Raw genomic sequence first — 26,293 nt, 5'->3', positions numbered from 1 at the left:
GGGCCGTTGACAGCGGCCCTCGTACCCCACATGCTGAGCAAGCGCTTAGATACCGAGCGGTATGTCGCCGGCGTACCGTCGGCGTGCCGTACGAGAAGGGACGAGGAACATGGCCGAGCCGAGGATCTTCACCTCCGCCGAGGAGCTGCGCGCGGGGGTCGGCGAGCAGCTGGGGTACAGCGACTGGCTGGAGATCGACCAGAAGCGCATCGACCTCTTCGCCGAGGCCACGGGTGACCACCAGTGGATCCACGTCGACCCGGAGCGCGCCGCCGACGGCCCCTTCGGCGCGACGATCGCGCACGGCTACCTGACGCTGTCGCTGCTGCCGCTGTTCGTCCCGCAGGTGCTGCGGGTCGAGGGCATGAAGATGGGCCTCAACTACGGTACGGAGAAGGTGCGGTTCCCCTCCCCCGTGCCCGTCGGCTCACGGCTGCGCGCCACGGCGGTCCTGACGAAGGTCGAGGAGGCGGGCGGCGGCGTGCAGGTGACGGCGGCGGTGACCGTGGAGCGCGAGGGCTCCGACAAGCCGGCGTGCTTCGCCGAGTCGGTCTCCCGCTACTACTTCTGAGCCCTGTTCGCGGGCCCCTGCCACTGAGACCCTGTTCCAGGGCCCCTTCTACCGAGCCCCTGTTCCAGGGCCCCTTCTACTGGGCCCCTGTTCCTGGGCCCTGCTTCTGGACGCCGACCATCCTCAGCACGAGGTCGGCGTAGAGCGCGCCGACCTCGTCGGGCGACCGGCGGCCCTGCGTGTTGAACCAGCGCGAGACGTCGATGCAGAGGGAGAGCACCGCGACCGTGGTGCCGGGCACGTCCGGCACCACGAACTCGCCCGCCGCGACACCCTCGTCGATGATCCGGCGCACCGCCCCGTCGGACTGCTTGCGCAGTTCCACGATCTCGGCGCGGTGCTCGGGGCCCAGGGCGTCGAGCTCGTACTGGACGACGCGCGCGGTGGTGTGGCGCTCGGCGTGCCAGCGGACGAAGGAGTGCACGGCGTCGGCGAGGCGCTCGGCGGCCGTGCCCTCGCGGTCGGCGGCGGCCCGGAGGATCTCCAGGGCCTTGTCGTGACCGATGCGGCTGATCCGGTGGAGCAGCTCTTCCTTGGTCTTGTAGTGGATGTAGAGCGCGGCCGGGCTCATGCCGGCGCGGCCGGCGATGTCCCGGGTGGTGGTGGCGTGGTAGCCGCGCTCGGCGAACGCCTCGACGGCGGCCACCAGCAGCCGCCGGGCCGCCTCGGGCGTGACCTCGCCCCAGGGCATGTCCTCGCCCCCGGGCGTCTCCTCCGCCGCGCTCATCCCACACTCCTTCTCGGACCCCGTCAGGACGAACACCATACAACGAGGGTGAGCAAGCGCTTAGAGATCGGAGGGTCAGAGCTTCTGGAAGGGGTCGTGCTCGGCGAGGATCTTCTCGAGTCGGGCCTGGTCGACCCGGCTGTGGATCTGCCCGGCCTCCTGGCGGTCGCGGATGACCTTGGCGAGGGTGAAGGCCGAGGTGACGAGGTACAGGACCGAGACGGCGAGGAAGGCACGCACCCAGGCGCTGGCCTCCAGCTGGTAGACGCCGATGGCCACGGCCGCGCCGGCGACCCCGAAGGAGATGACGGCCTGCATGTAGTAGGCGGCGGTGTTCTGCTGCTTGACCGGTGTGTCGCTCATGAGAACAGCATCGGACGGATGTGGCCGGCGCCACATCCGTCCAGGTACTCAGCGACGTACTCAGAAGGCCGAGATCCCTGTCAGCGCTCGTCCGATGATGAGCTTCTGGATCTGGCTGGTGCCCTCGTACAGGGTCATGACGCGCGCGTCCCGGACCAGCTTGCCGACGGGGTACTCGTCGATGTAGCCGTAACCGCCGAAGACCTGGAGGGCGTTGTTCGCGGCGCGGACGGCGGCCTCGGAGGCGTACAGCTTGGCCTTGGAGGCGGCGGTGGCGAAGTCCTGGCCGCGGTCGATCAGGTCGGCGACCCGCCAGGTGAGGAGCCGGGCGGCGTCCACGTCGACGGCGATGTCGCTGATCAGCTCCTGCACGAGCTGGTACGAGGCGATGGGCTTCCCGAACTGCTCGCGTTCCCCCGCGTGGCGCACGGCGGCGTCGAGCGCGGCCTGGGCGATGCCGACACAGCCCGCGGCGACGGACATGCGGCCCTTGGCGAGGGCGGACATGGCGACGGTGAAGCCCTTGCCCTCGGGGCCGAGCATGGCGGCGGCCGGGACGCGGACGTCCTCCAGGACCAGTTCGGCCGTGGCCTGGCCGCGCAGACCGAGCTTGCCGTGGACCGCGCGGCGGGTGAGGCCGGGGGTGTCCGCCGGGACGAGGAAGGCGGAGACGCCGCGGTGACCCGGGGCGTCTCCGGTCCGGGCGAAGAGCAGGACCAGGTCGGCCCAGGTGCCGTTGGTGATGAACATCTTGGTGCCGCTCACGACGTAGTCGTCGCCGTCGCGCACCGCGCGGGTGGTCAGGTTCCCGGCGTCGGAGCCGGTGCCGGGCTCGGTGAGGCCGAAGCAGCCGAGGGCCTCGCCGGAGGCGAGCCGGGGCAGCCAGGTCCGCTTCTGCTCCTCGGTGCCCCAGGCGGCGAGCGTCTTGGCGACCAGACCGAGGGAGACCGAGACGATGCCGCGGACGGAGGAGTCGCCCCGGCCGAGCTCCTCGGTGACGAGGCAGTACGCGAGGTGGTCGCCGCCCGAACCCCCGTACTCCTCCGGGATCGTGAGCCCGAGGAAGCCGACGGCGCCGAGCTTCTTCACGATCGCCCGGTCCACCTCCTCGGCGCGGTCCCACGCGGTGGCGTGCGGGGTGACCTCGCGGGCGACGAAGTCCTCGGCGAGCCGCCGCACGGCTTCCTGCTCCTCACTCAGCGCCAGATCCACCGTGCCACCCCACCCGTCTCGCCGACCATTTAATTACCACTGCTAGTTTTTCTGTGCAGGCCTACTATGTGCGCCATGGCCCGACCGCGCAAGCCCCTGCTCAGCCGAGACCGCATCGTGGAGACGGCGGGTGCGCTCGTGGACGCGGAGGGGCTCGCCGCGCTCTCCACCCGGCGGCTCGCGGCCGAACTCGGGGTGAGCGGCCCCTCGCTCTACAACCACTTCCGCACCAAGGACGAGATCCTCGACGCCGTCGCGGACGCGGTGAGCGCGAAGATCGACCTGTCGATGTTCGCGGAGGCCGACGGCCGCGACTGGCGCACGGCCCTGCACGACTGGGCGGTCTCCTACCGCGCGGCCCTCGCCGACCACCCGCACATCGTCCCCGTCCTCGCCCAGGGCCCCGGCCGCCGTCCGGCGGGCCTGCGGGTCGCCGACGCGGTCTTCGGGGCGATGGTCCGGGCGGGCTGGCCGCCCGCCCAGGCCACCTCCATCGGCGCGCTGATGCGGTACTTCGTCACCGGCTCCGCCCTCGGCTCCTTCGCCCGCGGCTTCGTCGACGACGAGAACGCCTACGACCCGGCGGACTACCCCCATCTCGGCCAGGCCCACCTCCTCGCCGAGCACCGCCAGAAGGTCGACGAGCGGGCCTTCGACACGGGCCTGCGGGCGCTGCTCGACGGACTGCTGATCCAGTACGAGAGCTCGACGGCCGACGGTTCGGCGCCCGCCGAACGGTGAGTGCGGGACCCTGGGGGCATGGCAGCCAGTGATCTCGCCGCGCTCGCGGCGCTCTTCGCGGACGAGAGCCGCGCCACGTTCCTGCTCGCCCTGCTCGACGGGCGGGCCTGGACCGCCGGGGAGCTCGCGCGCCATGCGGGCCTGGCGCCGTCCACCGCCAGCGAGCACCTGGGAAAGCTCGTCGCGGGCGGGGTCCTCTCGGAGGAGCGGCAGGGCAGGCACCGGTACGTGCGGCTGGCCGACCCGGGGATCGCGCACCTCGTCGAGGACCTGGCCGCCCGCTCGGAGCCGGGCCCGGCCACCCCGCCCCGCTCGCTGCGCGCCGCGAGCGTCGGCCGGGCGATGACCCGGGGGCGCACCTGCTACGACCACCTCGCCGGGCGGCTCGGGACCACGATCACCGAGGCGATGACGGTGCGCGGACTGCTGCGCCAGGACACCGGGTTCGCCCTCACGGACCGCGGCGTGGCGTGGTTCGAGGAGCTGGGCGTCCCCCTCGTACGGGCGGGGCGGCGGCCCGTCGCGCGCGGCTGCCTCGACCGGACCGAGCGCAGACCGCACCTCGCGGGGATCGCGGGCGCCGCGCTCTGCCGCCACGCGCTGGACAGCGGGTGGTGCGTGCGGATCGGGACCGAACGGGCCGTGAAGGTCACGACGGAGGGTGAGGGCGCGCTGTACGGGACGCTGGGCATCGAAGCGGACTCGCTGCGCTGAGCGGACCGGCGGCGGTCGGCAGTCCCCGGTCACCGGGTCGGCGGCCAGCGGGGCGCCGGTCGGTCGGCCGCCGGTCACCGGGCCGCCGGTCGGTCGGCCGCCGATATTGCGGCGAGCGCCGAACCGTCCGCGCCCTACGGTCGGGTCATGCAGAAGCGAACCTCGCGCCTCGCTCTCGGCGCCGCCGGTGTCACCGTCGTCCTGTGGGCCTCGGCCTTCGTCTCCATCCGCAGCGCCGGGGAGGCCTACTCCCCCGGCGCCCTCGCCCTCGGGCGGCTGCTCGCCGGGGCCCTGGTCCTCGGCTGCGTCCTCCTGGTCCGGCGCGAGGGGCTGCCTCCCCGGGCGGCCTGGCGGGGCATCCTGGTCTCGGGGCTGCTCTGGTTCGGCGTCTACATGGTCGTCCTCAACTGGGGCGAGCAGGAGGTCGACGCGGGGACGGCGGCGATGGTGGTGAACGTCGGGCCGATCCTGATCGCGCTGCTCGGCGCGAGGTTCCTGAAGGAGTCGCTGCCGCCCCGGCTGGTCGCGGGCCTGCTGGTCTCCTTCGCGGGCGCGGTGGCCGTGGGCCTCTCCATGTCCGCCGGCTCCGGCGGGTCCGAGGGCTCCGGCGGGTCGTCCGGCGCGCACGCCTCGGTGCTCGGGGTGGTGCTCTGCCTGGTCGCGGCGGCGGCGTACGCGGGCGGGGTCGTCGCCCAGAAGCCGGCGCTCGCGCACGGCAGCGCCCTCCAGGTGACGACCTTCGGCTGCCTGGTGGGCGCGGTGGCCTGCCTGCCGTTCGCCGGGCAGCTGGTCGAGGAGGCGGGCCGCGCCCCGCTGTCGGCGACCCTGAACATGCTCTACCTGGGGGTGTTCCCGACCGCACTCGCGTTCACGACCTGGGCGTACGCCCTGGCCCGTACGACCGCCGGCCGGATGGGCGCGACGACGTACGCCGTGCCCGCCCTCGTCGTCCTCCTCGCCTGGCTCTTCCTCGGCGAGCTGCCGGGTCCGCTCACGCTCGCCGGGGGCGCGCTCTGCCTGGCGGGCGTGGCCGTGTCCCGTTCACGCCCGCGGGCGGCCGCCGCCGCTCCCGGAACGGCCGGATCCTCCTGACGGCACGCGGCGCCGCGGCCCGTCGCACCATCAGTCCTCTTACCCGGAGCGCAGCAGGTGGCGGGCGAAGGCTGCTGCGGGCCGCCACCGAGTGACGGACACGGCCCCGCGCCGCGCGTGACGCGCGGCGCGGGGCGGTTCGGTGCTGGACCGTTTGGTGCCGGGCCGCTCGGTGCTGGACCGTTTGGTGCCGGGCCGCTCGGTGCGCCCTCGTTCGACGGGGGCCCGGCCTGTGCCGGAGGGCTCGGGTCAGGGGAAGACCACGAGGGCCCGGCCCCCCTTGCCCGCGAGCATGTTGTCGAAGGCCGCCGGGATGCCCTCCAGCGTGATCCGCTCGGTGACGAGGGCGCCCAGGTCGAACCGGCCGGCCCTGATGTGCTCGGCGAGGACCGGCAGGTCGACGGCCGGGTTCGAGTCGCCGTAGACACAGCCGGCCAGGGTGCGGCCCCAGTGGAAGAGCTCCAGGGCGTGGAAGGTGACCTGCTGGTCCTTGCCGCCGATGCCGACGACCGTGGTGCGGCCGCCGCGGCGCGTGGAGTCCCAGGCGGTGCGGATGGTGACGGCGCGGCCGACGCACTCGACGGCCACGTCGACGCCGTGGCCGCCCGTCAGCTTCCGGATGTCCTTCGCCGTCGTCCCGGAGGCGACGACGTACTCGGTGGCGCCCGCCGCCCGCGCCAGGGCCTCCTTCTCCGGGGAGACGTCGACCGCGACGATCGTGGACGCGCCCGCGATCCGGGCGGCCTGGAGGGTGGCGAGGCCGACGCCGCCGACGCCGAACACCGCGACCGTCTCGCCCGCCCGGACCCGGGCGGAGTGGTGGACGGCGCCCCAGCCGGTGAGGACGGCGCAGCCGAGCAGGGCCGCGTCGGTGAGCGGTACGCCCTCGGGGGCGGGCAGGACGCAGTTCGCGGCGACGACCGTCTCCTCGGCGAAGGCGGCGACGTTGAGTCCGGGGTGGAGCTCGGTGCCGTCCTCGGTGCGGGCGTGGACGTTCGCGGAGCCGGTGAGGGCGTTGGCGCAGAGCCAGACCTCGCCGAGCGAACAGGGGTGGCAGTGACCGCAGGACGGCGCCCAGTTGAGGACGACGCCGTCACCGGGGGCGACGTGCGTGACGCCCTCGCCGACGGAGACGACGGTGCCGGCGCCCTCGTGGCCGAGGACGGCGGGGACCGGCACGCGCATGGTGCCGTTGGAGAGGGACAGGTCCGAGTGGCAGACCCCGGCGGCGGCGAGCCGGACCCGGACCTGGCCGGGGCCGGGCTCGGGCAGTTCGATGCCGGTGATCTCCAGGGGGGAGCCGACGGCGGGCAGGACGGCGGCGCGGATCAGACTCACGTGCGGTGCTCCTCGTGACTCAGAACTGGAGGGACTTGGTCTGGAGGTACTCGGCGAGGCCGTGTGCGCCGAGCTCGCGGCCGACGCCGGACTGCTTCCATCCGCCGAAGGGGGCCAGCGGGTTGAACCGGCCGCCGTTGATGTCGACCTGGCCGGTCTCCATGCGGCGCGCGAAGGCGACGGCCGCCTCGGGCTCGCCCCAGACGGCTCCCGCGAGGCCGTACTCGGTGCCGTTGGCGATGGCCAGGGCGTCGGCCTCGTCCTCGTACCGGATGATCGAGACGACCGGGCCGAAGATCTCCTCCTGGGCGATGGTCATGTCGGGGGTGACGTCGGCGAAGACGGTCGGGGAGACGTAGTAGCCGGTCTCGCGCGGGGCCTCGGGGCCGCCGGCGACGAGCCGGGCGCCCTCCTCGACGCCCTTCTCGATGTAGCCGCGGACGCGGTCCCGCTGCCTGGCGCTGACGAGCGGGCCGACGCGCTCGCCGGGGACGTACTTGGCGACGGCCTCGGCGGCGAGCGCCACCGCCTCCTCGTACCGCTCGGCGGGGACGAGCATCCGGGTCCAGGCACTGCACGTCTGGCCGGAGTTGGACATGACGTTGGCGATGCCGACGGCGACGGCCTTGGGGAGGTCGGCGCTCGGGAGGATCACGTTGGCGGACTTGCCGCCCAGTTCGAGGGCGACCCGCTTGACGGCGCCGCCCGCGAGGGCGCCGATGCGGCGGCCGACGGCGGTGGAGCCGGTGAAGGAGACGAGGTCCACGTCCGGGTGTTCGGCGAGGGCCTGTCCGGCGACCGGGCCGAGGCCGGTGACCAGGTTGAAGACGCCGGCGGGCAGGCCCGCCTCGTGCGCGGCCTCGGCGAACAGCTGGGCGGTGAGCGGGGTGTCCTCGGCGGGCTTGAGGACGGTCGTGCAGCCCGCGGCGAGCGCGGGGGCGACCTTGGCGACGATCTGGTGGAGCGGGTAGTTCCAGGGGGTGATCGCGGCGACGACGCCGACCGGCTCGGCGTAGACGGTGGAGTTGCCGACCTTCTCCTCGAAGGAGTGCGTGGCGGCCAGCTCGGCGTACGAGCCGGCGACCGCGATCGGCAGGCCCGCGTGGACGGCGGCGGCGAGCTGCGGCGGGGCGCCGAGCTCGGCGGTGACGGTGGCGGCGATCTCCTCCGCGCGGGCGGCGAGCGCGTCGCGCAGGGCGGCGATGCGGGCGGCGCGTTCGGCGGGCGGGGTGGCGGCCCAGCCGGAAAGCGCGGCGCGGGCGGCGCGGACGGCGGCGTCGACGTCCTCGGCGGTGCCCGCCGGGACGTGGGCGATGACCTGCTCGTCCGCCGGGTCGACCACCGGGAAGGTCTCCGTCGAGGAGGCGGGGCGCCACTCCCCGCCGATGTACATCGCGTCGTGGGCCTTCATCCGCTCTCTCCTCAGGTCGCCGGCCGGGCGCTTCCGGCCGCACCCAAACTAGCGCTGTTAGTTTTCCGGCGCCAGGGTCGATCGGAGTGCCTCCGGTCTCAGTTCCCCGCCGATCGTGCCGCCCCCGCGCGGGCCCTGTCCACGGCCTCCCGCACAGCCGTACGTCTCCCGTCACGGCGGAAGCCTCCTTGCGGCGGGGCCCCGAAGGCCCGCGGGCCGACGAGGCCGGAGGCGGAGGCCACGGCCGCCCCCGCGGAGAAACGACCGCACCCGGCGGGCGCCCGCGGGGTGACGGGAGGCCGCCGGGTGGCGGGAGTGCGACCGAGCGGGGACGGCGGCGGCCGGGTGCGTACGGCTGCGGACGAGTACGTACGGGCGGTGGGTCTACGGGCCGCAGGTGTACGGGCGGCAGGCGTACGGGCCGCGGGTGTACGGGCCGCGGGTGTATGGGCGGCATGGCGGCGGGCGGACGGGCGGCGGGCATACGGGAAAGAACGGAGCGACGGACGCGGCTGGGGTCCGTCGCTCAGGTCTTTCGGCTCGGTGTCAGATCGTCCGGGCGATGTCGGTGAGGTGGGCGAAGACGACGATGTTCGCCTCGTAGCCCGTGCCCTTGTCGAACGCTCCGCCGCAGGTGAGCAGCCGGAGTTCGGGCCGTCCCGTGGGCCCGTACACCTCCTTGTCGGGGAAGTCGGCCTTGGCGTACGTCTTGACGCGGTCGACCGTGAAGACGGCCACCTTGCCGTCGGCGCGGGCGACCCGGACGGTGTTGCCCGGGCTGAGCGAGTCGAGGTTGAGGAAGACCGCGGGCCCGCTGCGGGTGTCGCGGTGGCCGACGACGACGGCGGTGCCCTTCTCGCCCGGGGTGACGCCCTTCGCGTACCAGCCGACGACCCGGGGGTTGTCGACGGGTGGGGTGTCGAGCCGTCCGGCCCTGTCGATCCCGAGGTCGATGACCGGGGCCTCGATGGTGATGGCCGGGACGGCGAGCGCCGTGGGGCGCGAGCGGGCCAGCGGCGCCGGGGGCGGCGCCGGCCGGGGCGGGGGCGTGGTCTTGGGGAGCGCCCTGGGCTTCGCCTTGTGGTCGAGGGCGGCCGGGGCGCCCGCCGCCGCTCCGGCCGCGGCCGCTCCCGCCGCGGCCGGGCCGGGTGCGGCCGGGCTCGCGGCGAGCGGCGGGTCGGCCGGTTCCCCGTCCCCGGCCCACCAGGCGCCCCCGGCCACCAGGACGCACGTCACCGTGACGGTCCTGGTGAGCCGGACGAGTCGCCGTTGCCGGCGGGTGAGGCGGGGTCGGCGCGTGGGGCGGGACCTACGCGGCGCCATTGTCGCGGCGGCGCGAGCGACGGATCAGGACCAGCCCGGCCGTGCCGGCGAGGCCCGCCGCGACGGCCGCCCCGATACCGAAGGCCGAGGAGTCCTCGGCGGCGATCGGTGCGGCGCCGCCGCCGCCCGCGCCGACCGGGCCGTGCGGGGGCTTGTGGTGGCCGTTGCCGCCGTTGTCGCCGTTCCCGCCGGGGCCGCCGCCGGGGCCCCCGTTACCGTTGGTGGACGTCGGCGTCGGCGTCGGGTTGGTGATGATGGGGCAGTTGACCCGGAAGACCTTCGACTTCGCCGCGCCGTTCTGACCCACCCACGTCCATTCGACCTTGTACATGCCGGACGACAGGCCGGTGATGTCGTCCGTGTGTCCGTTCCCGTTGCTGTCGACCGCGATGCTGCCGTTCTTCAGCGACGGGTCCTGGTTGCCTGGCTGGCCGGGCTGCTCATAGATGTCCCACTGAATGCTCTGCAGTCCGTCGAAGTTGAAGGCCGCGAAGCGGAAGGTGCATCCGACCTGGGGCTCGTTGACCTCGCTGGTGTCGGGGGTGTTCTGTCGGTGGACCTTGACGTCACCGTTGTCGCCGGGCGCCGCGAAGGCCGCCGGGGCGCCGGCGAGGGTCACACCGCCGAGTGCCAGGGTGGCGAGCGCCGCGCGGAGCAGAGTGCGGGTGGGGGGAGTCGTCATGGGGGAGGTCCTCCAGTCGGGGGTGAGCACAGTGGACGAGTAGTGCGATAATCCGACTATCTGTCACGAAGGGGACACAGAGGGTGTCGACTCGACCGCACCGATCTCCGTCTCCACCCGTCCGGCCCACTCCCCGTCACCCCACGGGACCGAGGCCGGGCCGAGGCCGGGGTGGCTCGACTCGGCTCACATCGGCTCGGCCCGGCTCGGCTCACATCGGCCCGGCTCGGCTCACATCGGCTCGGCCCGGCTCACATCGGCTCGGCCCGGCTCACATCGGCGCGGCCCGGCTCGGCTCACATCGGCTCGGCCCGGCCCACCCGGCTCAGATGATCCCGAAGAGGATCCCCGCCGCCAGCACGACCAGCGAGGTCAGCGCCGCCCACTTCACCGTGAACCGGGTGTGGTCGCCGAACTCCACCTTCGCCATGCCGACGAGGACGTACACGGCGGGGACCAGCGGGCTGGACATGTGCAGCGCCTGGCCGACCAGCGACGCCCGGGCGATCTCCAGGGGCGACACGCCGTGGGCCGCCCCGGCCTCCGCGAGGACCGGCAGCACGCCGAAGTAGAAGCCGTCGTTCGACATGAAGTAGGTGAGCGGGAGGCTCAGCACGCCGGTGACCACGGCCATGTGCGGGCCCATGCCCTCGGGGATGGCGCCGACGAGCCAGTCGGCCATGTGCTTGACCATGCCCGTACCGGTGAGGACGCCCGTGAAGACGGCGGCGGCGAAGACCATGCCCGAGACGTTGAGGACGTTCTCCGCGTGGGCGGCGATCCGGGCCTTCTGCTCGGCCATGTTCGGGTAGTTCACGGTGAGCGCGAGCGCGGCGCCGAGGAGGAACAGGACCGGGATCGGCAGCAGTTCGAGGATCATCGCGGTGAGCAGCACGATCGTGAGGCCGGCGTTGAACCAGTACAGCCCGGGGCGGAGGGTCGGGCGGTTCGGGTCCAGTCCCTGGAAGCCCTCGTCGCCCGCCGCACCGGCGTCCTCGCCGCCGGCGGCGCCCGTACCCGTACCCACGCCGTCCGTGCTCTCGGCGGAGCCGCCGGCCGCCTTCTTCGGCGAGTCCGTACCGGCGCCGCCCGCCGCGACCAGCACGGTCTCGGTCTCCGGCGCCAGGGCCTCGTCGAGCGTGAGGTAGCCGATGCGCTTGCGCTCGCGGCGCCCGAGGACGTAGGCGAGGGCGAAGACGAAGAGCAGGCCCACCCCGAGCGCGGGGATCATCGGTACGAAGATGTCGGCGGCGTCCAGCTTCAGGGCGGTCGCGGCGCGGGCCGTGGGGCCGCCCCAGGGCAGGGTGTTCATGACGCCGTTCGCGGTGGCGGCGACTCCGGTCAAGACGACCAGGCTCATGCCGAGCCGCTTGTAGAGCGGATACATCGCCGAGACGGTGATCATGAAGGTGGTGGAGCCGTCGCCGTCCAGGGAGACGATGGCGGCGAGCACCGCCGTGCCCACGACGACGCGCACCGGATCGGCCTTGCAGAAGCGCAGGATGCCCCGGACGATCGGGTCGAAGAGGCCGACGTCGATCATGACGCCGAAGTAGACGATCGCGAACATCAGCATCGCGGCGGTCGGCGCCAGCTTGCCGACCCCCTCGATGACGTAGTCGCCGAGCTGGGCCCCCTGCCCCACCGCGACGCAGAAGAGCGCGGGGATCAGCACGAGCGCCGCGATCGGCGACATCTTCTTCATCATGATCAGGACCAGGAAGGTCGCGATCATGGCGAAGCCGAGGACGGTCAGCATGGAGGACACCTCACGTTCACCCTTGAACTGCCGCCGAGCGGCGGTCCGGATGACCGTAGGTGTCCTCTTCTGCCGTTAACAAGACGTTGACGCGTGAGCAATACGAGCAAAACCCCAGGTCACGACGGGGTGGGTGCCACATCGACGGGGAAGCCGTTGAGGACGGCGGTGCCGGAGAGGGGATCGATCCGGGAGCCGTCGAGGAGCTGGTTGACGTTGACGCCGGGGCGGGCGGCGGCCACCCCGAGCCGGGTGCCGGGCCGGTCGTGGCCCCAGCCGTGCGGGAGGCTCACGACACCGGGGCGCACCCCGTCGGTGACCTCCACGGGCACGTCGAGGGCGCCGCCCTCGCCGGTGACCCTGGCGAGGGCGCCGTCGGCGAGCCGCAGCCGGGCCGCGTCCTCGGGGTGCACCTGGAGGGTGCAGCGGTTGGAGCCGCCGCCCAGGGCGGGGGTGTTGTGCAGCCAGCTGTTGTTCGAGCGCAGGTGCCTGCGGCCGACGAGCTGGAGGGTGCCCGGGGCCGGTACAACGTGCAGCGCGGCGCGCAGCCGGGGCAGGTCGGCGGCGAGGGGCGCGGGAAGGAGTTCGATCCGGCCGCTGCGGGTCCTGAGGACCTGGCCGAGGCGCGGCTTGAGCGGGCCGAGGTCGATGCCGTGCGGGTGCGCCCGGAGCTCGTCGAGGGTGAGTCCGTACGGGCCGAGGCGGAGCATGAGGTCGAGCCGCCGCTCGGGTCCGGTGGTCCCGGTGAGCCGGCCCGCGAACTCCTTGGGGTCCGCGCCGTAGGCGGGTGAGTGTTCCTGGGTGACGGCCTTGGCGAGGGTGGTCTCGACGGCGAGCTCGTCGACGGCGGAGGGCGGGGCGCCGTGCATGCCGGAGACGGCGAGGATCAGCCGGGCGTGGATCTCGCACTCGTCCATGCTGCCCGCTTCGAGCGGGACGGCCGCCGGGGTGTAGCGGGCCTGGTCGCGGACGGCGAAGCCGTTGAAGGCGAAGTCGAAGTGGGCGCTCCGGGAGGGCGGCGGCGGGGGCAGGAGGACGTCGGCGTGACGGGTCGTCTCGTTGAGGTACGGGTCGACCGCGACCATGAGGTCGAGGGAGCCGAGGGCCGCGTCGAGGCGGTTCCCGTCGGGGGCGGAGAGGACGGGGTTGGCGGCGATGGTGATCACCGCCCGGATGCGCCCGTCGCCGGGGGTCTCGATCTCCTCGGCGAGCGCGACCAGCGGCAACTCCCCCTTGACCTCGGGGTGGTGCGAGACCCGGCTGTGGCGCCGGCCGAGGGCGAAGCCCCTGCCAGGGCCCGCCGGGCGGGGGGCGGGTGCGGTGGCGGAGAGCGGGAAGAGCGCGCCGCCGGGCCGGTCGAGGTTGCCGGTGAGGACGTTGAGGACGTCGACGAGCCAGTTGCCGAGGGTGCCGTACTCGACGGTGGAGCTGCCCATCCGTCCGTAGACGGCGGCCGAGGGGGCGGCGGCCAGTTCGCGGGCGAGGGTGCGGAGGGTGGCGGCGTCCACGTCGCAGGCGGCGGCGACGGCCTCGGGTCTGAACTCCGCGACCGCGGCCCGTACCTCCTCGACGCCCTCGACGTGCGCGGCGAGCGGGCCGAGGTCGGTGAGGTCCTCCTCGAAGAGGGTGTGGACGAGGGCGGCGAGGAGGAGCGCGTCGGTGCCGGGGCGGACGGCGACGTGTCGGTCGGCGAGACGTGCGGTGCGGGTGCGGCGGGGGTCGACGACGGTGAGGGTGCCGCCGCGCCGCCGGAGCGCCTTGAGCCGGCCGGGGAAGTCGGGGGCGGTGCACAGGCTTCCGTTGGAGTCCAGCGGGTTGGCGCCGAGGATCAGCAGGTGGTGGGTGCGGTCCAGGTCGGGGACGGGCACGGCGAAGGGGTCGCCGAACAGCAGGCCGCTGGAGACGTGCTTGGGCATCTGGTCGAGCGTCGACGCGGTGAAGAGGTTCCGCGTGCGCAGGGCGCCGATGAGGAGGGGTGGGTAGAGGGCGCCGGCGACGGTGTGCACGTTGGGGTTGCCCAGGACGATACCCACGGAGTCCGGCCCGTACTCCTCGACGAGCGGCCGCATCCGGGCGGCGATCGTGTCGAACGCCTCCTCCCAGGTGGCCTCCTGGAGCACACCGTCCCTGCGCACCAGGGGTCCGCGCAGCCGGTCCGGATCAGCGTCGACCTCCGGGAAGGCGGCGCCCTTGGGGCAGATGAACCCCTGGCTGAAGACGTCGTCCCGGTCGCCGCGGGCGCCGGTGATCCGGGTTCCGTCGAGCGTCAGGGTCAGTCCGCAGGTCGCTTCGCAGAGGGGGCAGATGCGCGGGGCGGTGGACATGGCGTCTCCCGGGAGGCCGGCGGTCGGGGCCGGGCGTCGACCCGCCCGCGAGCATACCGACCGGTAGGCATGCCGGGAAGGTCGCGGCGGGGAGCTGTTGCGGCAGGAGGGAGCCCTGGCGGGAAGGCGGCCGCTGCGGGGAGCTGTTGCGGCAGGAGGAATGCCTGACGGGAAGGCGGCCGCGGCGGGGATTTCGCGACAGGAAGGGCCGCGACGGGAGGTCGGGGCAGGGGGCGCCGCGACGGGAGGTCGGGGCAGCGGGGCCGCGACGGGAGGCGGCTGCGGCGGGGTGTTACGACAGGGACGGCGCGAGATAGGCGTGCAGGAGTTGCCGGGTCTCGTCGATGACGGCGGGATCGCCCTCGGGGTCGGTGCGGAAGGCGAGCCGGACCAGGGTGTCGGCGGTCTCGACACCGACACGGACCTTGCGGCGCAGCGATTCGTCGGCGGGGCGCCCGAGGTGGGTGGCGAGCAGGTCGCAGATCCGCTCCGCGACGACGGCGTTGGGGTCCTCGCCGGTCTCCTCGGCGGAGGGCACCCCGAAGTCCACGAGCGCGAAGCCGGGGACGGTCCGCTTCATGGCGATGAACGCGTCGAGGACGCCGTCGATGGCGGCGTGCGGGTCCGGGTCGTCGATGGCGTCGAGGTGGGCGGCGATCCGCTCGGCGTACCGGTCGAGATTGCGGTGGGCGAGCGCGGAGACCATGGCCCGCTTGTTGTCGAAGAAGCGGTAGACGGAGCCGATGGGGACGCCCGCGCGGGCGGCGACGGCACGGGTGCTGAGCTGCTCGTAGCCGGTCTCGTCGAGGAGTTCGGCGCAGGTGTCGAGGATCCGGGCGAGCCGCTCGGCGCTCCGCTGCTGCACGGGCGTGCGGCGGAGCGTGGACGGGGTGTGGGCATGGGTCTGGGGCACGGGGTCCATGATGCCGCCCATCGGACGGGAGGGACCGGCCCGGGCGGCCCGGACCGGGTCCCGGGCGTCCCGGACGGTGCGCTCATTCCTGCCGTACGAGGAGCTCCAGGGCTTCGGAGACGTGCCAGGTGCTGTGGCCGAAGCGCTCGGCGAGGGCGCGGAGGCGGGCGTACCGCTCCTCGGTGAGCGGCACGGCGAGGACCGCGAGGAGGCGGACGAGCAGCCGGAAGCCCAGGTCCGGGTCGGCCTCGGTGACGACCCGGGCGACGGCCTCGGCCACGACCGGACCGTGCAGCGGGTGTGCGTGCGGGCTCACGGTCCGGCCCGCGAGCCCGGGCTCCGACTCCCGCAGTGCGTCCAGGACGGCTTCGGCGAGTTCGGCCCTGACCGGGACCGTACGGGGCTCGTAGCCGGGGGCGACCAGGGCGAGGTGGTCTCGGCAGGCCGCGGCGACCGCCCGGAGCCACGTCCTCCCGTCGAGCCCCGCCCGCTCGATGTCGTACCCCTGTTCCGACGCGGCGCCCCACACCGTGGCGATCGTGCCGGAGGGCACCGGGGACTCCAGGAGCCGGAGGGCGTCCTGGAGGAGTGCGGCCGCGGCGGAGCCCGGGGTCTGTCCGGCCTCGTCGGCGGCGACGGCCCGCTCCAGGACCTGGCGCGGCACGTACTCGTGCCACGGCCCGGCGAAGCGGGAGGCGAGCTCGGTGAGGCCGAAGTCGCCCTCGGCGTCCCGGCGGGCGGGGTCCACGGGCGGCCACCGCACGGCGAGGTCCTCGTACAGGAGCGGACCGGGGTAGGCGAGGCGCTCGTCGAGCGCCGCCAGCCGGTCGAACTGCGGCTTGCCGACGGTGACGCGCCGGGTCTTGAGGACCCGGAGGTACAGCCGGAGGGCGAGGTCCGCGTCGGCTTCGACGGCGATCGTCTCCAGCGCGCCCGGAAGGCCGGCGAACGGCGGGTCCGTGAAGGCGCCCCCCTCGGCGGCCGAGGCCCGGATCTCGGCGGCGACGTCCGCACGCAGCTCCGCCTCGTCGATCACGGGCGGTGGCAGGAGGGACCAGTGCCGGGGCGCCGCCTCCCGTACGCGCGCCGGGTACCGCTCCGCGAGGAGGCGCAGCCAGCCGCGGACGTCCGTGCCGTGCTCGGCCGGGTCGAAGCGCCCGCCCGTGGCCGCCCGCCACACCGTGCGCAGCGCCTCGTCGGGGACGGCGGAGTCCAGCAGGAGCCGTACGTCCCTCCCGAGTTCGACGGCACCCTCCCCCGCGCCGAGCCCGGCCACGTCCGCGGCGAGGCCGAGCGCCGTCGGGGGGTCGACGGGCCCGGAGGAGGCGTGGAGGCGCGCGGCGAGCGCGCTGAGGCCGAAGTCCCCCTCGTAGAAGGCTCCGTACGCCTCGCGTTGTCCTGCCATGCCCAGCCTTCCTCTCGTTTCCTCTCGCCTCGGCGTTCCACGCCGTACGGGCCCGCTCCGTGACCGGAGCGGGCCCGTCGTCATGCTCGGCCGGTGGTTCCCGTGATCAGGTCACCGGCCTCGGCCCTCGGCCTGCCAGCGCCGAGGGGACCCGTCAGAGCGGATGCGCCGTGAAGACGATGAACCCCTCGTGGCCGTCCTGCTTCGGGAACCTCTTCAGCACCACCTTGACCTGGTTGCTGGCCTCGGTCCAACCGCCCTGGTCGTCGTACACCTTCCCGAGCGGGCCCGAGTGTCCGTCGTACCTGCCGAAGATGGGGAACTCGTCCTTGTTCCGCCACTGACCCCGCTTGTGCAGGAAGTTGTCGAAGGCCGTGAAGCTGGCGTCCCGCCTTTGGCCTCGCGGGAAGAAGTAGTACTGGATGACGGCGTCGACCGCGTCCTGCGCGACGTCCTGGCTGGTCCAGACGCTGCTGACCGGCGCCAGGCCCTTCTCCCGGTTCTGGATCGCGAGGGCCTTGGCCTCCGCGGGCGTCGGGTCGACGTGGCGGCTGAGCGTGTGCGCCCCACTGTTGGGGAAGTCCAGCTCGTCCGTGAGCTTCGCGCAGTTGTGGACCAGGAGGTCCTTCGCCCGCTGCCCCTCGGCGCGCACGTAGAACGTGTGCAGGCCCTCGACCGTCAGGTCGTGGACCTCGCGCGGAGCGAGGCCCGTGCGGTCCCGCAGCCCGGTGACGGCGAGCAGGGAGCCGTCGGGCGCGCGCAGGGCGTCGCCCGTGCGCAGCTCGGAGACGAGCCTCCAGTCGCGTCCCTCGACGTACACCCGGTGTCCGGCGGTGCTCGTCAGGACGGAACCGTCGGCGAAGGTGATGTCGACGAGCCGGTCGGTGTCGTGCGCGTAGGTCGCGGAGACCGTCTGGGAGCGTCGCTCACCGCTGTCCGGGTCCGCCGCGAGGACGCGGTCGCCGACGCGCACGTCGGCGATCGGCTTGTGGCTGCCGTCCGCCATCAGCACCCGGGTGGTTCCCGGGAAGCTGTTGAGCTTGCAGGACGTCAGCAGGTCCTCGTAGAGGTTGACCGTGTTCTCGAGCCGCGCGAGGGTCGCCGGGTCCAGCCCGTCGAGCGCCTTGAGCGTGTTGAACGCGTCCCGGACACCGATGCCGGTGTTCAGCGCGGCGTGGAGGGCGGTGATCGCCTCGCCGACCTTGGTGAACGCCTTGCCGGGGATGAAGTTGCTCGCGGCCCAGGCACAGCCGCTGGCACTGCGCTTCCAGCAGTCGATGAAGTCCTGCAGCAGGGCGGCCTTGAGGACCTTGTAGACGATCGTCTCCTGGATGAGGTCCCACTTGCTGAAGTAGCGGGTGACCTCCTTCTTCAGTCCCTTGAACGCCTGCCGGTTGAGCGGCAGGGTGTCCTCGGAGGGGCAACCCGCGGCCGTGGCCGGCACGTTCGGGTTGGTGCACATGAAGAAGTCGACCTCGACGTCGAACGTCACGTCGAAGGTGACGGTGCAGCCGATCCAGCCGGGCTCCAGGACGCAGGGGGCCTGCTGCTTGGAGTCGGTCACAGTGAGGGTGCTCTCGTCGACGACGAAGAACGTGCCGCCGACCCCACCCGTGCCCGCGCCGTCCGCGATCTGCTGGTTGGCCTGCTTCCGGGCGGCGGAGTCGGCCGCCTGCTGTGCCTCCTTGGCGTACCGCAGCGCGTCCTTGGCCGCTTCCTCGGCCTGGGTCGCGGCGGCATCGGCCCGCTGGGCCGCCGCTCGGGCGTCCGTGGCCGCCTGCTCCGCCGCGGTCGCGGCGGCGCGGGCGCCCTCGGCGTCCAGTGCGGCCTGGTCGGCGGACTCGCGGGCGGACTTGGCGTGCCCCTCGGCGCGTCCGGCCGCCTTGTCGGCGGCCTCGGCGTCCACGCCGGCCTGGCGGTCCCACTCGACCGTACGGGTCAGGGACTCGGCCGCCTTGGCCGCGGCCCGGGCGGCGTCGGCCGCGTAGCCGAGGGCCTCCTTGGCGTAGGTGCGCGCGTCGGCCGCGTGGGCGGCGGCGTCGGCGGCGTGCACGTAGGCCTGCTTGGCCTCGCCGGTGGCCGCGTCCGCGATGGCCTTGGCGGCGGCGGCCTCGTCCTTCGCGTTCGCGGCGTGGGCGTCGGCGACGGCCTTCTGCTGCTCGGCGATGGTCTTCGTCGCCTGGCCGGTCAAGACGACGAGGCCGGCGGCCGCGTCGGTCGTGACGTACGGGGAACCGAGCTGGATCGCGTCGTTGGCGGGCTGGGCGACCTGCGCGGCGGAGTTCCCCGCGTCGACCGCGGCCTGGGCCGTGACGTGGGCGAAGCCGGCGGCCTCGGCGGCTGCTGCCAGGGCCTTGCCGGCCTCCTTGTTCGCCTCGTCCGCGTGGGTCTTGGCCTCCTTGGCCTTGGCCTCCGCCTCGTCGGCGAGCTGCAGCGCGGTCTTCGCCGCGTCGGCGGCACGCTTCGAGGCCTCCAGGGCGTCGGCCACGGCGCTGGTCGCGGTGGCCACGGCGGCCTCGGACCGGAGCTTGGCGGCCTGGGCCGCGTCCGCGTCGGCGCGGGCCCGGCTCGCGGCGGCCTCGGCACGGGTGGCGGCGGCGTCCGCCTCGGCGGCGGCATCCGTCGCGGCGTCGGCCTCGCCGCGGGCCCGGCCCGCCGCCGCCTCGGCGGCGTCGGCGTGGGTGTCCGCGGTGTCGGCGGCCTCGCGGGACGCCTGGGCGTGCTCGTCGGCCTTGTGCGCCTGGGCGTAGGCCTCCTTGGCGTCGGCCTTGGCGCGGGCGGCGTCGGCCCGCTGCTCGGCGGCCCAGGCGTCGTCCCGCAGCTCGCGGGCCTTGTCCTTGGCCTTCACCGCGGCGTTCTTCTTCTCGACCGCGGTGCCCTCGGCGGACTCGGCGAGGGTCTTGGCGTCCCGCGCCTTCACCGCCTCCGCCTCGGCGTTCTTACGGTGCTGGGCCGCCTCGCCCTGTTTGGCGACGGCGGTCAGCTTCTCCTTCTCGGCGGTCTTCTCCTCCGCCTCCGCCGACAGCCTGCGGGCGTGGGCGTCGGCCGCTGCGGCCTTCGCGTCGGCCTCCGCCTTCAGGGCGACGGCGAGCTTGGCCTCGGCGGTCTCCTTCTCCTTCTTGGCCGTGTCGCGCTGGAGCTTGGCCCCGTCCGCGGCGGCCTTGGCCTGGAGCTCGGCGGCGCGGGCCGCCTCCTTGCGGAACTCGGCCTTCGACAGGGAGGCCTGGGCGAGCGCGCGCTGTGCGATGGTCTCGCTGTCCGCGGCGGCGGCCCTGGTGGCGGCCTCGGCGGTCTCGCCGGCCTTCACCATCGCGTTGAGCGCGGCGGAGATGCCCTTGGTGACCTGGGCCTTCTGCAGACCCACCAGCATGCCGCGGCCGCGCGGAACGCCCTGGGTGTCGGCGATGTCGTACGCGGCCTGCTCGGCGGCGTCGGAGGCGGCCACGGCCGCCGCCACGGCCGCGGCCTGCTGCTTGATGACGAGCAGCTGGGCCTTCGCGCCCGCCCGGGCGTCCGTGATGCCCTTCGTGGCCTGGTCGAAGTGGGCCTTGGGTTGCACCTCGCCCTTGTTGCCGGAGGGCTTGACGGTGAGCTGCTGCGGGCCGGTGCTGTTGCAGGTGGCGAGGAGCGCGTCCTTGCCGAGGTCGTACGTCGGGAAGTTCAGGCACTTGCCCGAGCCGACGCCCTTCAGCGCGGTGGTGGCGCGGGGGGTGTAGGCCCAGGTCTGCGCCGGGGAGCTGTTGCAGGTGTAGAGCTGGATCTTCGTGCCGACGGCCGTGCCGCCGCCCGCGACGTCGAGGCAGGTCATGGACTTGACGTTGCGCAGGTGCAGGCCGTGGTCGTCGCCCTCCATCCGCCACTTCTGCCCGGCCCCGCCGTTGCAGGTGTAGACCTGGACGGGGGTGCCGTTGGCGGTTCCGCCGCCCTGGGACTCCAGGCACTTGCCCGGTGCGGCCTTGAGCTCGATCGTCGACTCGGCGTCACCGATCCAGCCGACGCCACCCGCGGACCAGTAGTCCTGCCAGCGGGTGAGGTGGTCGGCGACCCACGAGTGGCCGAGCATCTGGCCGAGTGCCCGGGAGCCGGTGGCGAGCGCCTTGGTGGCGCTCACGCTCGCGCTGACGACCTTGTTCCGTTGGGCGGCCTGGGCGGTGATCTCCTGCTGCCACTCGGCGGCGGCCGTCTCGGCGACGGGGCCGAGGACCTTGTTCGGGTCGATCGCGTCGCGCCAGGCGCAGGTCGAGTAGCGGGTCTTCATGTCCTCGACGGCGATGCGGAACTCCGCGGTCCCCGGGGTGGGGGCCTTGCGCGGGAAGCCTCCGGCGGCGAGGAAGAGCCGGGCGTTGTCGGCGCCGGTGGGCTCGAAGGTGGCTTCCTTCAGCCACTTGAAGCCCTCGTGCTCGGCTCCGTCGCGGTACCAGTCGGTGCTGGTCTGCGGGTCGGGAGGGGTGCCGTAGAGAGGGGTGCCGAGGTCGGTGACGGCCTTGCGGGTCTTCTCGTCGGCCTTCGGCGTGGGATCGACGTAGAAGTCGCCCTCGTCCTTCCAGTACCGGTCGGCGATCCACTTGGTCAGGCCGGTCTGGGTGTGGAAGTCCTCGCCCTCGCTGATGCCGGGCGGCCAGTGGAAGGTGGCGTCGTTGATGCCCGCCGGAGTGGTCAGCCCGTACACGGGCTTCTTCCAACTCTCGCGGAGGGCGTAGATGTCCGCCAGCTCCTTGTCGGCGGCGGCCTTGTCCTTCTCGAACGCTGTGGCGAGCGGCGTGTCCTGCCAGTACTTGCGGTCGGCCGCGGTGTGGAGGCCCTCGGGCGGCAGATCGAGCCCGCCCTTGGCGACGGCCCCCATGGCGGGTCCGCCCATGCGCAGGACCTCGGCCATCAGGCACTGGTCCTGGCGCAGTTGCTCGGCCGCGGTGTCGTCGTACCAGTCGTAGTCGTTGCCGACCGTGGCCATGCGCGGGGCGACGGAGCCGGGCTGGACGGCCATGCCGCCGAGCACGGCGAGCCCGACGACGGAGGTGGTGAGCGGAGTGAGGATCGCGGACAACCGTGATCCGGGTATGAGCATTCCTGGTCTGAAACGCAAGAGTGGATCCTTCGTGTGGAACGAGGACGGCAGGGACGTCCTTCAGGAGAGTCCGGAACTCTGCGCGCGGATCAGGCGGGCGCGACGGATCGGCGTCCCGGTGATCCGGGTACGACGAGCCGGTGTCGCGGCACGGCGGGTCCGTTCCTCCCCGTGGCGGCACTGTCCCCCCGGCCGCCGGTGATGTGCGCGCCGTCGTGGAGTGGTCAGGCTCCGCCGGGCGCGCGGGGATCACCATAACCTCAGCCCAACCCCCTTGTTCAAGAGGGTTACTGACGGTTCTTCGACGTCGGAGGGTCAGGCGATGAGCAGTCCGATGCCGCCGAGGGTGTACGCGATCATCAGCAGGAACAGCGGCAGTTGGCCCGCGACGGCCCGGGCGGGCGGGAACAGCCGGACGGAGCGGTCGTGGGCGGCGACGACACCGAGGACGTGACCGGTGACGATCGCGGCGACCTGGAGGGTCGCGAGGCCGCCGGGACCCAGGGGCGGATCGGGCGCGAGGGCGTTGTCAGTGCCTGCTGCCATGATGACTGTGCGTGGCCCTTCGGTGACGAGAAGTGAGAAGTAGTGGGCGACGAGGTAGCCGAGGGCGATGGGCAGGAGCGAGTGGGCGAAGGAGGTGAGGGGCGTGGTGAGGGACCGGTCCATGAGGCGGAGGGCGCCGGCGCAGAGTCCGTAGCAGGCGGCGGCGAGGGCGACGGCGGCGAGGAGGCCGAGGGAGGCGGTGACGGTGGGGCCGAGGGAGGAGGTCTGGAGGGTGGTGATCCAGCGGGGGTTGTCGGAGAGGCCGTCGTAGGCGGTGGAGCCGAGGAGGACGCAGACGGTGGCGACGAGACCGGGGGTCTGCGGGGTGGAGTCGAGGCCGTGGAAGGGGGAGCGCAGGACCAGTCGGCCGTCGGCGCGGCGGCCGAGCGGTGAGAGGCGGGCGAGGAGGGAGGAGTAGACCTCGAAGGGGTCGGCGTGGGCGAACCAGTGGTGGCCGTGGCGGGCGGCGCCGAGGAGTTGGACGACGGTGTGGACGGCGAGGGCGACGAGGAGGGTGGTGGTGGAGGTGTTGTCGGGGGCGACGAGTTCGAGCCAGGTGAAGAGGAGGAGTCCGACGGCGGCGGGGCGGATGCCGACGGCGGCGGGTACCGGGCGCGGGTCCCGTGGCGGCCGGAGGGCGTGGAGGGTGCGGAGCGGGTTGAGGAGGCGCCAGACGGGGCCGAGGAGGAGGGAGGCGGGGACGAGTCCGACCCAGAGGAGGACGTAGAGGGCGCCGGGCGCGGGGTTGTGGTCCGGGTCGTCGGGGCCGAGGAGGAGGTGGCCGAGGAACAGCAGGGCGAGGGCGGCGCCCAGGAGCCGGAGGGTGGTGCGGGTGGCCGGTGCGTCGGCCACCCGCTGGACGGCGGCGGGGAGGGGGCGCCCGGCCTGCTCGCCGCGGAAGCGGGAGGTGGACCAGAGCAGCCCGAGGGCGAGGAAGGAGACGAGGAGCGCGCTGAAGGCGCCGGCGTAGGCGTAGAAGGGCGAGAGGGGGAGGTCGTGCCGGGAGCCGACGCCGTGGGCCAGCGGGACGCCGGTCACCGGACGACGAGTTGGGTCAGGAGGAGTCCGGACCCGTGGGTCTCGACCTCGAAGAGACCGGTGCGGTCGACGGTGAGGGTGAGGGTGGCGGGGACGCCGGGCGAGAGGGCGGCTTCGCGGTCGTAGCCGTGTACGTGGACGGTGTCGGCGCGGTCGCCGGTGACGCGGAGGGTGAGGCGTTCGCCCTTCTTCAGCTCGATGCGGGAAGGGGGTGGTTCGACGGTCCTGCCCGTGATGGTGAGGGTGACGGTCCGGCCGGTCTCGGTCGGCCAGGGGCTCGGCGGCGCGGCGGGGGCGGTGGCGGGCGCCGTGGCCGTGCCGGAGGGGCGGGGGCTCGGTGGGGTCGGGGCGGCGGGGGCGGCGTCCAGGCGGACGGTGGCCTGGACGGGGGCGCCGTCGACGGCCCAGACCGTGTGGTCGTCCGCGTGGAGGCGGACGGTCAGGGTGCGGGCTCCGGGCGGTACGTGTCCCCAGGCGCCGTACAGCCGGGCGGTCTCCTTGCCGTCGGTCAGGAGGCGGGCGTGGCCGCGGCCGGGGAGGGCGGCTCCGCCGGTGCTGTCCGGGGTGAAGCGGAACCTCTCCACCGTGAGGTGGACGTTCCAGCCGCCCTCCGTGTCGGGCCTGGCCTCGACCCGGACGGTGGGCGCGGTCGCCGCGGGGACCTCCCGCAGCCGGTGGCCGGTCTCGTCGCGGGCGGGGAGGAGGGTGCCGCTGCTCCCGGAGGCCTCCTCGTGGGTGGTGCCGGGCTTGTGGTGTGTGGTGGCCGGGCCGCCGCAGCCCGCGAGGGACACCGCGGCGGCCAGGGACAGCACCAGGGAGAGGAGGGGCGTCGCCGCCCCGCGCGGGTGCGTCACGCCGTCCCCTCCTGGCGGGGCCGGGGCTCGCCGGCCGGGGCGGGGGCGGTGTCCGGTGCCGGCTCGGGGGCGGTGTCGGAGTCGGCGCCGGGGGTGGGGATGGGGGTGGGGGTGGGGGTGGAGCCGTCGGGCTCGGGGGCGGGGGTGGTCGGCGGGGTGCGGGTGCCCGCCGCGATCACCGCCCAGAGGACCCAGACGACGCCGAGGAGCAGCCGGAACCAGGCGGGGCTGAGGGGGATGCCCGGGACCATCAGGACCGCCTTGTCGAAGGCGTCGAGCAGGGTGAGGGCCCCGAGGGCGACCGTGGTCCAGGCGAAGACGGGGCGGGTGGGCCGCAGGGCGAGGCCGACGAGGGTCCACCACGCGCCCATGAGGAGCAGCGCGAGGGCGGGGAGCACGGTCGGGGTGAGGGCGAGGGTCGAGCCGGCCACGTCCAGGGCCAGGCCCAGGAGGCCGGTGAGGGTGGCCACGCCCGCGAGCCGGTTGCCGCGCAGGCGGCGCCACCACAGGGCGGTGCCGGTCAGGGCGAGGACGAGGGCACTGCCGAGGGCGAGTTGGGTCTCGACGCGCTGGAGGCCGCGGGCGCCGTACCAGTCGCAGCCGGCCGGGAGGCGGCGGGCCTGGACGTTGTAGTCGGCGCAGACGAGGAGCTGGGCGAGCTTGACGGGTTCGCCGACGAGGCGGTCGGTGTCTCCGGAGACGTCGCCGCGGCGTTCTCCGCAGTCGGGCAGGGCGCCGGGGCTGGCGGCGTCGGCGTCGCCCTGCCAGCAGTTGCCGCTGCCCTGGCCGTCCCACCAGACGTCGGTGCGGTTGGGGCGGGGGTTGCCGGCCTTGTCGACGCCGAGGTGGTTGCCGGCGTAGCGGTTGTGGTGGGAGGTGTCGAACTGCTTGGCCCAGGCGGACTCGCCGCGGATGAAGGCGGGCACGGCGTTGAGGTAGAAGGCGGTGCGCTGGTGGCCGTACACCCAGTTGTTCTCGTAGAGGTTCCAGTTGCCGCCGGCGGTGATGATGCCGGTACCGGGGGGCATGGAGATCTGGGGGCAGACGACGCCCTGTTCGTAGCCGCGGTCGACGGGCGGCTTGGCGCAGGTGCCGTCGGCGACGTACCGGTAGTAGTTCTGGTTGTTGTCGTGGATCAGGTTGCGCTCGAAGCGGGCGTGGTTCTGGGGAAGTCCGGGGTGGCCGGGGAAGGCGGAGTCCATGGAGGCGCCGCCCATGTTGTGGTCGAACTCGTTGTCGTGGACCCAGACGGAGTCCCCGGCGGTGCCGGAGTAGCCGACCATGTTGTGGTGGCTGCGGCAGCCGGTGATCTCGATGGAGTAGCGGGGCACGTCGTAGCCGCGGCCGTCGTTGATGTTCGAGGCCGAGCCGGGGTAGATGCCGGAGTCGCCGTTTCCGTAGGACTCGCAGTTCTTGTAGAGGCCGTGGTCGGAGGCGAACGTGAGGAAGCCGTACTCGTCGTTCCAGCGGGTGAGGACGTCGTCGATGACGAAGCCGTCGGCGGCGAGCACGTACAGCGAGTTGAAGGTGGTGCGCTGGGCGGTGAAGTTGCGGAAGTAGACGCCGTCGGACCGGTCGGCCCGGATGGCGTTGAGCTTCTGGTACTTGGCGTCGAAGACGACGTCGAGGCGGGAGGCGCCGGTGCCCTCGATCTGGAGGTTCTTCTTGCCGAGGATCGCGACCAGGTTCTGGTTGTGCGGGCACTGCCGCTGCTGCTCGAAGCTGAGGATCTGGTAGCCGAACGAGGACTTCGGGGCCTTGAGCGCGGCGCACGCGCCGGTGGGCTTGGGCAGCGAGGGCTCCTCCTCGTACAGGCCGGGGAGGACCGCGATGGTCATCCCGGGCCGGTCGACGGCGTCGACGGCCTCCTGGAGGTGGCGGTACCCCTCGCGCGCGCAGCGGTCGAGGAGCGCGAGGTTGCGGGCCTTGAGCGGGGCGGGGAAGGCGGCTGTCCGGCGCGCGAAGTCGGCGCGGTCGGTCTTGCAGACGAGGAGGTCGGGTTCGCCCGAGCGGGGCTGCGGGACGGTGCCGGAGCCGTCGGGGAAGGTGACGGGCCGCTCCTCGTGGGCCTGGGCCCCGGGGGCGGCGAGCAGGGCTCCGGCGAGGGCCGCGAGCACGACCGAGAGGACGAGGACGAGTCTTCGGGTCCAGGACATGCGCGTGAGAGTAGAGCATTGTTCATCTTTTCTGACCCCCTCGTACGGCACCAATCCGG

19 protein-coding genes are annotated in these 26,293 nt (G+C 73.6%); 4 read left to right on the top strand and 15 right to left on the bottom strand.

Translation table 11 applies throughout. The features are described from left to right. The first annotated feature begins 109 nt into the window (after nucleotides 1-109). The gene (locus ACF08F_RS32405; protein WP_392302088.1) at nucleotides 110-571 is read left to right on the top strand and encodes a MaoC family dehydratase; all 462 of its coding nucleotides are present in this window, start codon (nucleotides 110-112) and stop codon (nucleotides 569-571) included. A gap of 76 nt (nucleotides 572-647) precedes the next feature. On the opposite strand, the gene ACF08F_RS32400 is transcribed toward ACF08F_RS32405, so the two are convergent. The 3 genes from ACF08F_RS32400 to ACF08F_RS32390 form a co-directional block, all read right to left on the bottom strand. Beyond that, on the bottom strand, nucleotides 648-1,298 hold the full coding sequence (locus tag ACF08F_RS32400; RefSeq protein ID WP_392302087.1) for a TetR/AcrR family transcriptional regulator: 651 nt from the start codon (nucleotides 1,296-1,298) through the stop codon (nucleotides 648-650). A gap of 75 nt (nucleotides 1,299-1,373) precedes the next feature. Then, complete coding sequence (locus ACF08F_RS32395; RefSeq protein ID WP_392302086.1) at nucleotides 1,374-1,661, bottom strand: YiaA/YiaB family inner membrane protein; 288 nt, start codon at nucleotides 1,659-1,661, stop codon at nucleotides 1,374-1,376. A 60-nt stretch (nucleotides 1,662-1,721) separates the two neighbouring features. After that, nucleotides 1,722-2,873, bottom strand: a complete 1,152-nt coding sequence (locus tag ACF08F_RS32390; protein WP_392302085.1) for an acyl-CoA dehydrogenase family protein — start codon at nucleotides 2,871-2,873, stop codon at nucleotides 1,722-1,724. A gap of 75 nt (nucleotides 2,874-2,948) precedes the next feature. On the opposite strand from ACF08F_RS32390, the gene ACF08F_RS32385 reads away from it, so the two are divergent. The 3 genes from ACF08F_RS32385 (at nucleotide 2,949) to ACF08F_RS32375 (ending at nucleotide 5,420) form a co-directional block, all read left to right on the top strand. Then, nucleotides 2,949-3,614: a TetR/AcrR family transcriptional regulator gene (locus tag ACF08F_RS32385; protein WP_392302084.1), complete on the top strand. Its 666-nt coding sequence runs from the start codon at nucleotides 2,949-2,951 to the stop codon at nucleotides 3,612-3,614. Between the two features lie 18 nt (nucleotides 3,615-3,632). Next, nucleotides 3,633-4,328, top strand: coding sequence for an ArsR/SmtB family transcription factor (locus ACF08F_RS32380; protein ID WP_392302083.1), 696 nt, complete (start codon nucleotides 3,633-3,635; stop codon nucleotides 4,326-4,328). A gap of 147 nt (nucleotides 4,329-4,475) precedes the next feature. Then, nucleotides 4,476-5,420 (top strand): DMT family transporter, encoded by a 945-nt coding sequence (locus tag ACF08F_RS32375; protein ID WP_392302082.1) that lies wholly within the window; start codon nucleotides 4,476-4,478, stop codon nucleotides 5,418-5,420. A gap of 249 nt (nucleotides 5,421-5,669) precedes the next feature. Here the strand turns inward: ACF08F_RS32375 and ACF08F_RS32370 are convergent, their stop codons facing one another. From ACF08F_RS32370 to ACF08F_RS32315, 12 genes are all read right to left on the bottom strand, one after another. After that, nucleotides 5,670-6,752 (bottom strand): Zn-dependent alcohol dehydrogenase, encoded by a 1,083-nt coding sequence (locus ACF08F_RS32370; RefSeq protein ID WP_392302129.1) that lies wholly within the window; start codon nucleotides 6,750-6,752, stop codon nucleotides 5,670-5,672. A gap of 25 nt (nucleotides 6,753-6,777) precedes the next feature. Next, nucleotides 6,778-8,169, bottom strand: coding sequence for an aldehyde dehydrogenase family protein (locus tag ACF08F_RS32365; RefSeq protein WP_392302081.1), 1,392 nt, complete (start codon nucleotides 8,167-8,169; stop codon nucleotides 6,778-6,780). A 546-nt stretch (nucleotides 8,170-8,715) separates the two neighbouring features. Continuing rightward, entirely contained in the window at nucleotides 8,716-9,492 is a 777-nt protein-coding gene (locus tag ACF08F_RS32360) for a class F sortase (RefSeq protein ID WP_392302080.1), read from the bottom strand. After that, entirely contained in the window at nucleotides 9,479-10,174 is a 696-nt protein-coding gene (locus ACF08F_RS32355; RefSeq protein ID WP_392302079.1) for a hypothetical protein, read from the bottom strand. The genes ACF08F_RS32360 and ACF08F_RS32355 overlap by 14 nt, the downstream gene beginning before the upstream one ends. A gap of 325 nt (nucleotides 10,175-10,499) precedes the next feature. Then, on the bottom strand, nucleotides 10,500-11,933 hold the full coding sequence (locus tag ACF08F_RS32350; protein WP_392302078.1) for a CitMHS family transporter: 1,434 nt from the start codon (nucleotides 11,931-11,933) through the stop codon (nucleotides 10,500-10,502). A gap of 119 nt (nucleotides 11,934-12,052) precedes the next feature. Further along, complete coding sequence (locus tag ACF08F_RS32345) at nucleotides 12,053-14,257, bottom strand: molybdopterin-dependent oxidoreductase (protein ID WP_392302077.1); 2,205 nt, start codon at nucleotides 14,255-14,257, stop codon at nucleotides 12,053-12,055. A 292-nt stretch (nucleotides 14,258-14,549) separates the two neighbouring features. Next, nucleotides 14,550-15,179: a TetR family transcriptional regulator gene (locus ACF08F_RS32340; RefSeq protein ID WP_392302076.1), complete on the bottom strand. Its 630-nt coding sequence runs from the start codon at nucleotides 15,177-15,179 to the stop codon at nucleotides 14,550-14,552. A gap of 73 nt (nucleotides 15,180-15,252) precedes the next feature. Then, a complete protein-coding gene (locus ACF08F_RS32335; RefSeq protein WP_392302075.1) occupies nucleotides 15,253-16,575 on the bottom strand; it encodes a hypothetical protein in 1,323 nt (440 codons plus the stop codon). 154 nt (nucleotides 16,576-16,729) lie between these two features. Next, nucleotides 16,730-21,640: an RICIN domain-containing protein gene (locus tag ACF08F_RS32330; protein ID WP_392302128.1), complete on the bottom strand. Its 4,911-nt coding sequence runs from the start codon at nucleotides 21,638-21,640 to the stop codon at nucleotides 16,730-16,732. Between the two features lie 315 nt (nucleotides 21,641-21,955). Further along, complete coding sequence (locus tag ACF08F_RS32325) at nucleotides 21,956-23,224, bottom strand: hypothetical protein (RefSeq protein ID WP_392302074.1); 1,269 nt, start codon at nucleotides 23,222-23,224, stop codon at nucleotides 21,956-21,958. Next, on the bottom strand, nucleotides 23,221-24,078 hold the full coding sequence (locus ACF08F_RS32320; RefSeq protein ID WP_392302073.1) for a hypothetical protein: 858 nt from the start codon (nucleotides 24,076-24,078) through the stop codon (nucleotides 23,221-23,223). Before ACF08F_RS32320 ends, ACF08F_RS32325 begins: the two co-directional genes overlap by 4 nt. Then, a complete protein-coding gene (locus tag ACF08F_RS32315; protein ID WP_392302072.1) occupies nucleotides 24,075-26,234 on the bottom strand; it encodes a right-handed parallel beta-helix repeat-containing protein in 2,160 nt (719 codons plus the stop codon). Before ACF08F_RS32315 ends, ACF08F_RS32320 begins: the two co-directional genes overlap by 4 nt. Nucleotides 26,235-26,293: the final 59 nt, after the last annotated feature.

The sequence above is a fragment of the Streptomyces sp. NPDC015130 genome (assembly GCF_043080005.1).
GTDB lineage: Bacteria > Actinomycetota > Actinomycetes > Streptomycetales > Streptomycetaceae > Streptomyces.
The sequence above is the reverse complement of the archived record's forward strand: the minus strand, read 5'-3'. Positions and strand labels throughout refer to the sequence as shown.